Source organism: Stenotrophomonas sp. 8(2023) (genome assembly GCF_030345295.1).
Taxonomy (GTDB): domain Bacteria; phylum Pseudomonadota; class Gammaproteobacteria; order Xanthomonadales; family Xanthomonadaceae; genus Stenotrophomonas; species Stenotrophomonas muris.
In genome coordinates this window covers 423872-435843 of record NZ_CP128404.1, presented here as the reverse complement: position 1 = coordinate 435843, position 11972 = coordinate 423872, and the positions used below count along the sequence as shown (strand labels likewise).

General features: G+C 67.9%; 12 protein-coding genes. 6 read left to right on the top strand and 6 right to left on the bottom strand.

What is annotated here, in order from left to right; translation table 11 throughout:
• Positions 1-104 precede the first annotated feature (104 nt).
• The 5 genes from QP609_RS02000 to QP609_RS01980 all read left to right on the top strand — a co-directional run bounded on the left by QP609_RS02000 (position 105) and on the right by QP609_RS01980 (position 2938).
• Positions 105-332 carry a hypothetical protein gene (locus QP609_RS02000; RefSeq protein ID WP_014645731.1) on the top strand — a complete coding sequence of 76 codons (228 nt, stop codon included), beginning with the start codon at positions 105-107 and terminating at the stop codon, positions 330-332.
• 48 nt (positions 333-380) lie between these two features.
• Entirely contained in the window at positions 381-1232 is an 852-nt protein-coding gene (locus tag QP609_RS01995) for a DUF2145 domain-containing protein (RefSeq protein ID WP_180835706.1), read from the top strand.
• A 19-nt stretch (positions 1233-1251) separates the two neighbouring features.
• Positions 1252-1755 (top strand): hypothetical protein, encoded by a 504-nt coding sequence (locus QP609_RS01990; RefSeq protein ID WP_014645729.1) that lies wholly within the window; start codon positions 1252-1254, stop codon positions 1753-1755.
• 31 nt (positions 1756-1786) lie between these two features.
• Positions 1787-2302, top strand: a complete 516-nt coding sequence (locus QP609_RS01985; RefSeq protein ID WP_014645728.1) for a hypothetical protein — start codon at positions 1787-1789, stop codon at positions 2300-2302.
• Between the two features lie 75 nt (positions 2303-2377).
• Complete coding sequence (locus QP609_RS01980) at positions 2378-2938, top strand: queuosine precursor transporter (protein ID WP_014645727.1); 561 nt, start codon at positions 2378-2380, stop codon at positions 2936-2938.
• A 211-nt stretch (positions 2939-3149) separates the two neighbouring features.
• Here QP609_RS01980 and glnE read toward each other — a convergent pair whose 3' ends face one another.
• Positions 3150-5945, bottom strand: a complete 2796-nt coding sequence (glnE, locus tag QP609_RS01975) for a bifunctional [glutamate--ammonia ligase]-adenylyl-L-tyrosine phosphorylase/[glutamate--ammonia-ligase] adenylyltransferase (protein ID WP_197621279.1) — start codon at positions 5943-5945, stop codon at positions 3150-3152.
• Between the two features lie 386 nt (positions 5946-6331).
• Between glnE and QP609_RS01970 the strand changes: the two genes are divergently transcribed.
• Entirely contained in the window at positions 6332-7846 is a 1515-nt protein-coding gene (locus tag QP609_RS01970) for an acetyl-CoA hydrolase/transferase family protein (RefSeq protein ID WP_197602883.1), read from the top strand.
• Between the two features lie 110 nt (positions 7847-7956).
• On the opposite strand, the gene QP609_RS01965 is transcribed toward QP609_RS01970, so the two are convergent.
• The 5 genes from QP609_RS01965 to QP609_RS01945 all read right to left on the bottom strand — a co-directional run bounded on the left by QP609_RS01965 (position 7957) and on the right by QP609_RS01945 (position 11864).
• Positions 7957-9321 (bottom strand): VOC family protein, encoded by a 1365-nt coding sequence (locus tag QP609_RS01965; RefSeq protein ID WP_197621500.1) that lies wholly within the window; start codon positions 9319-9321, stop codon positions 7957-7959.
• Between the two features lie 160 nt (positions 9322-9481).
• The gene (locus QP609_RS01960) at positions 9482-9970 is read right to left on the bottom strand and encodes a hypothetical protein (RefSeq protein ID WP_053495789.1); all 489 of its coding nucleotides are present in this window, start codon (positions 9968-9970) and stop codon (positions 9482-9484) included.
• A gap of 31 nt (positions 9971-10001) precedes the next feature.
• The gene (locus tag QP609_RS01955; RefSeq protein ID WP_049397778.1) at positions 10002-10754 is read right to left on the bottom strand and encodes an HAD family hydrolase; all 753 of its coding nucleotides are present in this window, start codon (positions 10752-10754) and stop codon (positions 10002-10004) included.
• 95 nt (positions 10755-10849) lie between these two features.
• Positions 10850-11260 carry an EF-hand domain-containing protein gene (locus QP609_RS01950; protein WP_014035758.1) on the bottom strand — a complete coding sequence of 137 codons (411 nt, stop codon included), beginning with the start codon at positions 11258-11260 and terminating at the stop codon, positions 10850-10852.
• Positions 11261-11492: 232 nt separating this feature from the next.
• The gene (locus QP609_RS01945; protein ID WP_046428249.1) at positions 11493-11864 is read right to left on the bottom strand and encodes a hypothetical protein; all 372 of its coding nucleotides are present in this window, start codon (positions 11862-11864) and stop codon (positions 11493-11495) included.
• Positions 11865-11972 lie beyond the last annotated feature (108 nt).

Below are 11972 nucleotides of genomic sequence, written 5' to 3'. Positions count from 1 at the left end.
GGGCGCCTGGCATCGCGGTAATGCCGGGTGCGCAGCGTTTTCTGAACATTTCGATCCGGCACCACGGTTACAGTCCAAGGCCCCCCGTTGGACTGAACTTCTTCATGCGTACCCTGCTCCTGCTGCCCCTGGCCCTGCTCGCCGCGTGTTCCACCGCGCCCACCGAGCTGGATCCGATCTCGTATCAATGCCAGCAGCAGCTGGACGCGTACCGCGAACAACCGGCGCTGCGCGATCCGAAGGGCCAGCGCCCGCCACTGCCGGTGGCTCCCATCAGTGACGCCTGCGACAAGGAGCTCAAGCGCAAGGGCGTGGATCGCCCGCTGCGCTGAGCAGCGTATGATCGGCGCGCGGGCCTGCCCGCCGTTGAAGGTACCGACATGGATCGTTTTTCCCGCCTGCACCGCGCCGCGCTGCTGATCGCCAGCCTGCTGGCGACCGCACCGGCCTGGGCCAACAGCACCGAATGCCGCGAGCGCTCCCCCAGCGTGGCGTCGCAGGCGGCGATGCTGGACGTGGCCTGGACCACCGCCGAACGCCTGGACGCGCTGCCCGATGTGGACGTGGTGGTGGCCGCGCGCGGTGGCCAGGACCTGAGCCGCTATGGCCTGCGCCACAGCCACCTGGCCTTCCTGCTGCGCGAGGACGACGGCCGCTGGCGCGCGATGCACCTGCTCAACCGCTGCAAGACCGACAGCTCGCAGCTGTACCACGAGGGCCTCGGCAACTTCGTCGGCGAGAGCGGCGGCCATACCGACCTGCGCATCGGCGTGCCGTCGGCACCGTTGCGTGCCGCACTGCGCGCGATGCTGGTGTCGCCCTCGATCCAGCCCAAGGCGCTGCACGAAACCAAGTACAACGTGGTCGCCTACCCGTTCGCCACCGACTATCAGAACTCCAACCAGTGGGTGCTGGAGGTGCTGGCGGCGGCGATGGCGCAGGCCGAAGGCGCGCCGGCCATCGTCAAGCGCGAACAGGCACAGCAGTGGCTGCGCCAGCAGAAGTACCAGCCCAGCGTGCTGCATATCGGCCTGGGCAAGCGCGTGGGTGCGCGCCTGTTCGTGGCCAACGCCACCACCACCGACCATCCGGCCGGCGAACGCATCTCCGGCAACTATTCGGTGGTGACGGTGGAATCGGTGTTCGACTTCCTGCACCAGCGCAGCCAGCTGCAGCAGGAACTGGTGATCCCCCATGTGCCGGTGGCCGGTGCCACCGCCGCCTCGCCCTGAATCCCGCAAGGAGAACGACATGCGTCTGCTGCACAACTCCCTGGTATCGATGCTGATCGTCACCGCGCTGGCCTGGTCATCGGCCGCCCATGCCGAACGCCGCATCGTGATCATCCATGACCCGGGCCCGCAGGGACCGAGCCTGGAAATGTCCACGCAGATGGTGGCCTCGGCCCGCGCCGCCGCGGCGAAGGAAGCCCAGGATGCCGCCGATGCCGGCCAGCCGCTGGCCCGCCCGCAGCAGATCAAGCTGCCGCAGATGGAGGTGAGCGCGATTGCCACTACCGTCGACGGCCGCCGCGAAGTGCTGCTGCGCGATGCCAACGATCCGCAGAACACCGCGTCGATGCAGTACCCGCGCGGCGTTGGCGACCCGGCCGTGCAGTTCACCGTGGGCCAGACCGTGAACTTCGAGCCGACGGGCAATGACCAGGGCTGGCAGTTGAAGGACAACCAGGGCCGTGCGCTGGAATACCTGCCCGAGGCTACCGGCCCGCGCGACATCTTCGATACCCGGCGCTGAGCCGCCGCCCCACGCTGACCAGGAGGTCTCCATGTTCCGTTGCCTGCGCGTTCCCACCACTGCATTGCTGCTCTCAGCGCTGCTGGTGCCCACCGTCCATGCCGGCGCCGCGCCGCAGTTGAACAGCAGCGAGGCCAGCGTGATCGTGACCTCGTTCGTGGTGCTGTCGCTGCCGATGGCGGCCTCGATGGGCCTGTCCGAACTGTCCAAGGCGCCGTTCAAGGCCAGCGAACGCAATGCCAGGGCGACCCGCACCAAGGCGGTGCCGCTGCCGCCAATGGAAGTGAAGAAGGTGGAGACCACGCCCACGGGCGAACGCCAGGTGCAGTTGCAGGTACCGGACAAGGCCGACCACACCGCCACCCTGCGCTGGCCGGTGCAGCCGCCGGGCGAGAACCCGACTGCAGCCTTCGTGGTCGGGCAACGGGTGCATTTCGACCCCACCGAGGCCGGTGCCGGCTGGAACGTGAAGAGCGCGCAGGGCCAGACCCTGGCCTATGTGCCGACGGCCTATGCCGCCGGTGATGTGATGAGTGAAGCGCTGTAAAGCTGAACGACCGGTTTTGGCTTTGCCGCAGGCCGGGCGGATAATGGGCGATCCCCTTTGTCCCCCTGGCTCGCCATGTCCGTGCGTCCTGCCCCTCTGTTTGCCCCGCTGACCCCGCGCGCCCTGGTGCTGGCGGTACTGGCCATGGGTGCAGTGGTGCTGCTGTCCAACGTGCTGGTGCAGTACCCGATCAACGACTGGCTGACCTGGGGCGCCTTCAGCTATCCGGTCGCGTTCCTGGTCAGCAACCTGATCAACCGCCGCTTCGGCCCGGGCCCGGCGCGCCGCGTGGCGTGGATCGGCTTCGCGGTGGCGGTGCTGCTGTCGATCTGGGTGGCCACCCCGCGCATCGCCATTGCCTCGTGCTCGGCGTTCATCGTGGCCCAGCTGCTGGACATCACCGTGTTCGACCGCCTGCGCCGCGGCAGCTGGTGGCGCGCACCGATGGTGGCCACCACCTGCAGCGCGACGGTGGACACCACCCTTTTCTGGTCGATCGCGTTTGCCGGTTCCACCTTGCCGTGGGTGAGCTGGGCCGCCGGCGACCTGGCAGTGAAGCTGGCGATCGGTGTCTGCCTGCTGGCCCCGTTCCGCGCGTTGTTGTGGAAGATGGCGCCGTTGCGCGCCACCAGCTGACCGCCATTGATCCGGTGGGTGCCGACCGTTGGTCGACACGCCCTGCAGAACTCATCGCTGCCGACAGATTGTGCCGACCAACGGTCGGCACCTACCAGGAGCGGGCCACCGCAGGGCCATTGATCCGGTAGTCGCCAACCTTGGTTGGCGCTTGGCATTCATGCCAACCAAGGTTGGCATCTACCAACTGCAGTCCTCCGCCATCCGGCACTCAGGCGAACGGCAGCTCTGCCGCTCTGCACGCCGCCGTAATCGCTGCACACGCCTCTTCAATCGCCGGCGTGGTCGGGGCCAGCCGCGGGCGGCGGTCCAGCGTGCAGGCCAGGCCCACGTCCAACAGCGTGGCGTGCGCGCCATGCAGCGCCTGCGCAGTGGCATCGGGCAGGAAACCATCACCAGCCAACGCATTGATCAACGACGGCGTATCGCGCGGCTGCAGCAACGCCACGTGCCGCGCACTGCGCGCAAGCACACCGGTCTGCAGCAGGAATTCCAGGTCCACCACGCCGCCCGCACCCTGCTTCAGGTCCAGCCGTGCGGCGTCGCTGCGGTCCAGTTCGGTGCGCATGCGGCCGCGCATCTTCAGCACGTCGGCATACAGCACACCCATGTCGCGCTCACGCCCCAGCGTCTGTGCACGCACCTGCTCGAAATCGGCCAGCAGGCTGGCATCGCCGGCCACGCCACGCGCGCGCACCAGCGCCTGGTGTTCCCAGGTCCACGCACGTTCGCGCTGGTACTCGGTGTAGCTGGCCAGCGAAGACACCAGCGACCCCTTGCCGCCATCCGGGCGCAGGCGCACGTCGATGTCGTACAGGCGGCCGGCGGCGGTGACCGCACCGAGCAGCGCCATCACCTTCTGCGCCAGCCGCGCATACCAGCGCCCCGGCTCCAGCGGACGCGCGCCGTCGCTGGCTTCCACGCCGGCCGGGTTGTCGTGCAGGAATACCAGGTCCAGGTCGGAACCGAAGCCCAGTTCAAGCCCGCCGAGGCTGCCGTAGCCGATGATCGCGAAACGTCCACCGGGAATCCCTCCGTGCGCGGCGCGCATGTCCGCCTCGGCCATCGCCAGCACGGTGACCACCACCGCCTGCGCCAGTTCGGCCAGTTGCCGCGTGCTGTCCACCGCGCCCTGGCGGCCGTCCAGCGTGGCCATCGCCATGCGGAAACTGAGCGCCAGCCGCGTCTCGTTGAGCCAGCGCAGTGCCGATTCGGGATCTTCCACCGCCAGCACCTGCTGGCACTCGGCCAGCATGCCGGCCGCATCGGGCATCGGCCCGGACACGCGCACATCCAGCAGTTCATCCAGCAGCAGCGGATACGCGACCAGCCGCTCAGCCAGCAGCGCGCTGCGTGCCAGCACATCGACCAGACGCGCCAACGCGCTCGGTTGTTCATCCAACAGCGCGAGATAGCTGGTCCGGCGCAGGACCGCCTGCAGCAGGCCGAGCACGCGCTTGAGCGCGGCATCGGGCTGCGGCGAACGCGTGGCCGCATGCAGCAACGCGGGCAGTACGCGATCCAGCCGCGCACGCGCCGCATCGGACAATGACTTCACGCCGGTGCCCTGGGCGAAATCGCGCAGCGACTGGTCTGCGCCATTGGCATCGAGGAAACCGGCTTCGGCCAGCAACGGCGCGTTGCTGCCCTCGGGCAGGCTGCGCCAGTAGTTGGCCAGCGCGTCGGGCGCGGCCTGGCCCCTGCGCGGGGCCAGCAGCGCGGCGAATTCGGTGCTGACCCGCTGCTGCTGTTCGGCCAGTGCCGCGCGCAGTACCTCCCAATCCGGGTAGCCGAGGCCGATGGCGATGCGCGCGCGGTCCAGCGCGTCGCTGGGCAGCACGTGGGTCTGCGCGTCGCGCAGCATCTGCAGGCGGTTCTCCAACCGGCGCAGGAACAGGTAGGCCTCGCGCAGCGCAGCGCCATCGGCGGGCGCAATCTGTCCGGCGGCCACCAGCGCGTCCAGTGCCACCAGCAGGCGGCGCTCGCGCAGCGCGGGCTCGCGGCCACCGCGGATCAGCTGCAGCGCCTGGCACAGGAACTCGATTTCGCGGATGCCACCGGCGCCGCGCTTGATGTCTTCGTGCAGCTCGCGGCGCGCGACTTCGGCGGTGATCGCCGCCTTCATCTCACGCAGGCCGTCGAGTGCGGTGAAATCCAGGTAGCGGCGGTATACGAACGGGCGCAGGGTCTGCAACCACGCTTCGCCGGCGTCGATATCGCCGGCCACCGCGCGCGCCTTCAGCCACGCATAGCGCTCCCAGTCGCGGCCTTCGCGCTGGAAGTACTGATCCATCGCCGCGAACGACAGCGCGACGCGACCGGCGCTGCCGAACGGGCGCAGGCGCAGGTCGACGCGGTGGCTGAAGCCATCGACCGTGGTTTCGTCCAGCAGCTTGGCCAGGCGCTGGCCGAGGCGGGCGAAATACTCCTCGGCGGCCAGCGCGCGCGGACCGTCGGATTCGCCGCCCTGCGGGTACGCATAGACCAGGTCGATATCGGAACTGAAGTTGAGCTCGCCACCGCCGAGCTTGCCCAGGCCGAATACCACCAGCTGTTGGGGGACGCCTGCGCCATCACGAACCACGCCGTGCCGCTGTGCGAATTCCTGCTGCAGGGCGTCCAGCGCCAGCCGCAGGCAATCCTCGGCCAGAGTGGTGGCGCCAGCCAGGGTCTGCGCCACGTCGTCCAGCCCGGCCAGGTCACGCCAGATCAGCCGCGTGGACATCGCGGTGCGCCAGCGCCGCAGCTGTGCCGGCCAGTCGCTGGGTTGCAGCGGATCGAGCACCGGCGCCGGGATCGGCGGGCAGTCGGGGGCGGCCAGCTGCGCCAGCAGCGCCGGTTGCCGCACCAGGGTGTCCAGCGCGAAGTCGCTGGCCACCGCCAGCCGGGTCAGCAGCGGCAGCAGCTCGGCAGGAACAGGCTCGGGCAGGACCTGGGCCAGGCGCGCCAGGGCGCGTTCGACAAGGGGCTGCAGGGTGGCGGGCAGGTCAGCGGTGGCGAGGGTCATGCGCTGATTCTCGCGGGGTCGGATCCCTTTGCCAACGGCGAAGGGCTCTGACCCCGAGGTGCCGCCGGTTGATGCCGCTGCTGGGGTCAGAGCCTTTTGCCCTTGGCAAAAGGATCCGACCCCGAAGGGGTGCCGCGCATTCATTCTGGGCGGCAGGCAATAAAAAAGCCCGCTTGCAGCGAACTGCCAGCGGGCTCTGCTCCCTCCCCCACGTCGGGATGCAGGGCCATCGTGCGGGCTGCGAAAGCACTTTGCACGCTGCACTGCAAAACAAAACCGGTGGGTATGGGTGACCCCGGTGGGGAAAAGCCATTCCACGAAGGTAGAACCCCCCGTACGGATGAGGATGGCCGATAATCGGCCTTCCCCCCAGAAACACTGTCGTCATGTCTGTTGATCGCATCGCCAACGCGCGTCTTCGTGACCGCGTGGTCTCCGCCGAGGCCGCAGCCGCGCTGATCCAGCCCGGTGAAACCGTGGCCATGAGCGGCTTCACCGGCTCCGGGTATCCCAAGGCCGTTCCCGTCGAACTGGCCCGCCGCATCGAAGCGGTGCACGCCCAGGGCCAGCCCTTCCAGATCAAGCTGATGACCGGTGCCTCCACCGCGCCGGAACTCGATGGCGCGCTGGCCAAGGCCGATGGCATCGCCATGCGCATGCCGTTCCAGAGCGATCCGGATGCGCGCAACCGCATCAACGAGGGCAAGCTGGATTACATCGATATCCACCTCAGCCACGTCGCCCAGCACGTGTGGTTCGGCTTCTACGGCGAGATCGATACCGCCGTGATCGAAGTCTCGGCCATCCGCGAAGATGGCTCGCTGGTGCCCTCCACCTCGGTCGGCAATAACAAGACCTGGCTGGACCTGGCCAAGAAGGTGATCGTCGAGGTCAACGAATGGCAGCCGGCCGGCGTCGACGGCATGCACGACATCTACTACGGCACCGCGCTGCCACCGCACCGCAAGCCGATTCCGCTGGTGAACGCCAACGACCGCATCGGCGACACCGCGCTGCGCTGCGACCTGGACAAGATCGTGGCCGTGGTGCGCACCAACGGCCCGGACCGCAACAGCCCGTTCAGTCCGATCGATGCGACCAGCGAACAGATCGCCTCGCACCTGATCGAGTTCCTCAAGCACGAGGTGAAGAAGGGCCGCCTGCCGCCGAACCTGCTGCCGCTGCAGTCGGGCGTGGGCAACATCCCCAACGCCGTGCTGGCCGGCCTGGCCAGGAGCGGTTTCCGCGACCTGGCCGCGTTCACCGAAGTGATCCAGGACGGCATGCTCGACCTGCTGCGCGATGGCGTGCTGAGCTACGCCTCGTGTACCGGCTTCGCGCTGAGCCCGCAGGCCAACGAGACGTTCAAGGAGAACATCGATTTCTACCGCGAGCGCATCATCATGCGCACGCAGGAGATCTCCAACCATCCGGAACTGGTGCGCCGCCTGGGCTGCATCGGCATGAACGGCATGATCGAGGTGGACATCTACGGCAACGTCAACTCGACGCACGTGATGGGCACGCGGATCATGAACGGCATTGGCGGTTCGGGTGACTTCGCCCGCAACGGTTTCCTGTCGGCGTTCCTGAGCCCGTCCACTGCCAAGAACGGCACCATCTCGGCGATCGTGCCGATGGCCAGCCATGTCGACCACACCGAGCACGACGTGTCGGTGATCGTCACCGAACAGGGCCTGGCCGACCTGCGTGGCCTGACCCCGCGCAAGCGCGCGCAGGTGCTGATCGACAACTGCGCGCACCCGGATTTCCGCCCGCAGCTGCAGGATTACTTCGACCGTGCCAGCCGCGAAAGCTACGGCAAGCACACCCCGCACCTGTTGCCCGAAGCACTGTCGTGGCACCAGCGCTGGCTGGATACGGGCACGATGAAGGGCTGACCCCGGGTCCGGACATCGGGTAGAGCCGGCCGCTGGCCGGCTTCCCCTACAGCCGGCCAGCGGCCGGCTCTACCTCACGCGGTGCGCCCGGCCAGCGGCCGGCTCTACCTTCACGCGGTGCGCAGCGCCGCCAGCGATTCGGCCTGCAGCCGCTCGTAGATCTCGAACTCGTCATTCACCGCCACGCCCAGCGCCTGCTCGAAAGCCTCGCGGTTGGCGTGCGCGGCATACGCGCGCTGTTCTTCGCCGCCCAGGTTCGACTGGAAGATGCCCGCGGCACTGACCGGCAGGAAATCCTCGTAGACGATCGGATCGGCCGTGGCCAGGCCGGCGGCCACCAGCACTTCGGCAGGCAGATCGGCCACGCGTTCCGGCGCGGCGCGGCCGGCGTCGGTCAGCTGGTAGCGGTAGTAGCCCAATCCTTCCTGGCGCAGCGTGTCATGGTCATCCGGGAAGCTGGCGAACACCGCCTGCAGGCGCTGCCCGTAGTCGCCACCGGTACTGCCTTCGCCACCGGCATCGCGTGCCTGCGACAGCAGCTGGTCGTACAGCGCGCGGCCCTTCGGGGTCAGCGCAAGGCCGCGTTGTTCGATCTCGCCGAAGCGCGCGGTATGGGTGCCGGCATCGCCACCGTCCGCATCCGGGAAATGCACGGCCTCTTCCAGCGCCTTGAAGCTGGTCTGGCGCAGCAGGATCGGGCAGGCGCGGCGCGGCGGCCCTTCGATCACCGCCTTGGCCGCCATGCCGTGCTCGATCATTGCCGCCTGCGCCGCGTCGATGTCCAGCGTGCGCGGGGTCAGGTGATTGATGTGCGGGCCACGGAAACTGACCACGTCGGCCACCAGGCGGTGCGCATTGTGCAGCGCGTGGTAGGTCGGCAGATCGACGGTGGCATCGCCGTGCCAGCGGAAGGTTTCCAGTGCTTCGTCGACGAAGCGCTCGGCATCGGCCTGCGACAGGCCACCGTCACGCTCGGCCTGGTCGATCAGCGCCAGCGCGCCGTCGGTGAAGATGCGGCGGCGTGCCAGGATCTTCGCCGACTCGCCACGCAGGGTTTCGTCTTCGATCAACTCCAGGCGCAGCAGCGAGGTGAACACGCGGAACGGATTCTGCGCCAGCGCGGCGCCGGTCAGCGGGCGGAACGCGGTGGAGTGCACCGGCACGCCGGCTACCGACAGGTCGTAGTAGCCGACCGGGTACATGCCCATCACCCCGAACAGGCGGCGCAGCGTCGCCAGCTCCTGCGCGGTGCCGACGCGGATCGCGCCATGGCGCTCTTCGTCCAGGCGCGCACGCTCGTCGTTGCGCTGCAGCTGCGCGGCCAGTGCCGGGTCCTGGGCAAGCACCTGCGCGTTGATCCGCTCCACCAGTTCCACCAGCGTGCCGTACAGCGGCACTTCGGTGCGGTACATGCGGGACATGGCCTGCGCGAACAGGCGGCGGATCACATCAGGCGAAACGAAAGAGACGCTCATCAGTCACTCGATTACGGGAACGGGGAACAGCTCGGACCCGTATTGTCGCCGGAGCGCGCGGCGGCGGCGATACGCAGAGCAACATGGCCGGGTAGTGCCGGCCGCTGGCCGGCAACCTCCTGATGCCTGTAAGGGTGCAGTTGCCGGCCAACGGCCGGCACTACCGCTTCAACTGCCGCTTCAGGGTGGCATCCAGGGTGATCGGCCGGTCCCAGTGCTGGTAGCTGGCCACGATGGCATGCCGCACAGCGCGGTAATGCAGGTTGTCCGGCTTGGCCGGCATGCGCTTCACCACCGCTTCCCAGCCGCCCTCCGGGTCCTGGCTGAAGGCGCGCACGCTGTCGCGGCAGGTCTGGCCGCTGGCCTTGGCCCAGAAGCAGGCGAAATAGATATCCCCGGCCTGCCAGCCATGGGTGGTGAACAGCGCATTGATGTAGCCGCGGGGGACATCGGCGTAGCGCGACACTTCATCGAGGAAGGCATCGGGGTAGCGTTCGGCGTAATGGTTGATGTCCTGCAACTGGGCATCGATCCAGCGGTCACCGGTTTCCACGGTATACGCCGCCGAACGCTCGGCGGTCTGCTGGGCCGGCACGGTGGCCGGCGCCAGCAGCAGGGACAACAACAGCGCGCGCAGTCGGACGTTCATGCCACGATTCTGCCGCAGCTGCCGGGCCCTGTCAGGCCGCCGCAGCGGCCTTGGCCTCGATCGCCGCCAGTGCGGCCGGCCAGTCGTGGGCGGTATCGGCGGTGACCATCCGCGGTTCGTCGTCGGCCACGCCGTGCTGGGTCTCATGGGCCCAGGTCACCGCGTACGGGGTATGCACGCCCCAGCCACCCAGGGTCACCACCGGCTCGATGTCCGAGCGCAGCGAGTTGCCGACCATCACGAAGCGCTGCATCGGCAGGTCGAATTCGGCCAGCACGCGGGCGTAGGTTTCCGGGTCCTTCTCGGAAACGATCTCGATGCGCGGGAACAGCTCGGCCAGGTTGGCGACCTTGATCTTCGCTTCCTGGTGGAACAGATCGCCCTTGGTGATCAGCACTACCGGGTAGTGCTCGGCGATGGCCGCCACGGCTTCGCGCACACCGTCGATCAGTTCCACCGGGTGGCGCAGGGTATCGTGGCCGATATCCAGAATGCGCTGGATGTCCTTGGCCTCGATGCGCTGGCCGGTGATGTCGATGGCCGCTTCGATCATCGACAGGGTCATGCTCTTCACGCCGTAGCCGAAGGTGCCCAGGTGGCGCTGCTGAACTTCCAGCAGGTGGCGCGCGGTCTGGGTGTCGTGCACGTCGACATAGCGCGACAGCAGGTCAAGGTAATCCTGCTCGGCCTTGCGGTAGTAGTCCTCGCTCTTCCACAGCGTGTCGTCACCGTCAAAACCGACCAGGCCGATGGCGCGCGACGGCGCAGGCGTGGACGTGTTCATCGGCCAAGGATACAGGGGTGGCGATGACGAGAAAAACCCGGGCGGCCGCAGCCGCCCGGGTCCCCATGCACCGGTCTTCCCGAATCAGGTCTGGATCAGCGGCCCTGCGCCGCGCCGGCACCCGCACCGGCCTGCTGTGCGGCCACGTAGGCCTTGTACTCGTCGGCGCTCAGCTCGCCGTCCTTGTTGGTATCGGCCTGGTCGAACACCTGGGCCAGGCCGGCGTTCACCTGCGCCTCGGTCTTGCTGATGGTGCCGTTGCCATCGGTATCGATGCTGGCCCAGGTCTGGCCACCACCGTTGGCCTGCGCCGAGGCCGCTGCGGCCGCATCGGTCGCCTGGTCAGCCGCCTGCCCGGCCTGTGCTGCCGCCTGCTGGGCCTGCGCCGCTTCATTCTGCGCATGTGCGGCCTGCTGCTTGGCCGACTGGGCCATCGCCGGAATGGCCAGCACGCTGCCGGCGGCGACGATCAGGGCGATCAGGGGCTTGCGGTTGCGAATAGTCATCAGGGGTGTCTCCTGCATATTGGGTGGTGTTGCGCGGCCTGTTGTTTCCGCACGGCACCTACCCTGCCACCGCGTTTCTGAATCGATTTTGGGCCGCGACCGGCCTCCACACGCACGATTAACCACTCGCATCCACGCATGCTTTAGCGCGCTGGTTAGCGAGGAGTGAGCGGCTCATAAGATGCGCATTCAACGCCTCTGCATTTAACCGGCAGGCAACGAAAAACCTGCGTCAGTCGACGGTTTTTTCCAATGACCGCGAACTGAACAACACCCATCCCAAGGCGACACCGGCGAGCGCGCCGGCGATTTCCAGCACGACACGGCTGCCGAGCTCGTTCGGATCGTGGATGGTGGCCAGGAACAGGCGCGCGTACAGCGGCGACTCCAGTCGCACGATGCCCATGTAGAACAGCTTCCACGCATCGATGCCAGCGGAGGCCACCACCGAGATGACGCAGGACCAGCCGATCGCATGTCCCACCGACCAGTGCAGCAGCCGGCACAGCCGCGACCACACGAAGTACACCAGCAGCCCGACCAGCAGGGCGATGGCGCCGGCTTCCAGGGTGCCGAGCAGGCCGAAGTGCAGGGGAAGGTTCATCGGGTGGGCTGGGATGAGAAGGCGGCCAGTGTAAGGGATCTGCGCCGGACCCAATCGGCAGCCACAGTGGATCCACGCCATGCGTGGATGAATCTCCATCCAAATCGA

What these genes read in the sequence shown, in the direction of transcription:
- QP609_RS02000 (WP_014645731.1), top strand. Translation starts at nt 105, where the DNA reads ATGCGTACCCTGCTCCTGCTGCCCCTGGCCCTGCTCGCCGCGTGTTCC.
- QP609_RS01995 (WP_180835706.1), top strand. Translation starts at nt 381, where the DNA reads ATGGATCGTTTTTCCCGCCTGCACCGCGCCGCGCTGCTGATCGCCAGC.
- QP609_RS01990 (WP_014645729.1), top strand. Translation starts at nt 1,252, where the DNA reads ATGCGTCTGCTGCACAACTCCCTGGTATCGATGCTGATCGTCACCGCG.
- QP609_RS01985 (WP_014645728.1), top strand. Translation starts at nt 1,787, where the DNA reads ATGTTCCGTTGCCTGCGCGTTCCCACCACTGCATTGCTGCTCTCAGCG.
- QP609_RS01980 (WP_014645727.1), top strand. Translation starts at nt 2,378, where the DNA reads ATGTCCGTGCGTCCTGCCCCTCTGTTTGCCCCGCTGACCCCGCGCGCC.
- glnE (WP_197621279.1), bottom strand. Translation starts at nt 5,945, where the DNA reads ATGACCCTCGCCACCGCTGACCTGCCCGCCACCCTGCAGCCCCTTGTC.
- QP609_RS01970 (WP_197602883.1), top strand. Translation starts at nt 6,332, where the DNA reads ATGTCTGTTGATCGCATCGCCAACGCGCGTCTTCGTGACCGCGTGGTC.
- QP609_RS01965 (WP_197621500.1), bottom strand. Translation starts at nt 9,321, where the DNA reads ATGAGCGTCTCTTTCGTTTCGCCTGATGTGATCCGCCGCCTGTTCGCG.
- QP609_RS01960 (WP_053495789.1), bottom strand. Translation starts at nt 9,970, where the DNA reads ATGAACGTCCGACTGCGCGCGCTGTTGTTGTCCCTGCTGCTGGCGCCG.
- QP609_RS01955 (WP_049397778.1), bottom strand. Translation starts at nt 10,754, where the DNA reads ATGAACACGTCCACGCCTGCGCCGTCGCGCGCCATCGGCCTGGTCGGT.
- QP609_RS01950 (WP_014035758.1), bottom strand. Translation starts at nt 11,260, where the DNA reads ATGACTATTCGCAACCGCAAGCCCCTGATCGCCCTGATCGTCGCCGCC.
- QP609_RS01945 (WP_046428249.1), bottom strand. Translation starts at nt 11,864, where the DNA reads ATGAACCTTCCCCTGCACTTCGGCCTGCTCGGCACCCTGGAAGCCGGC.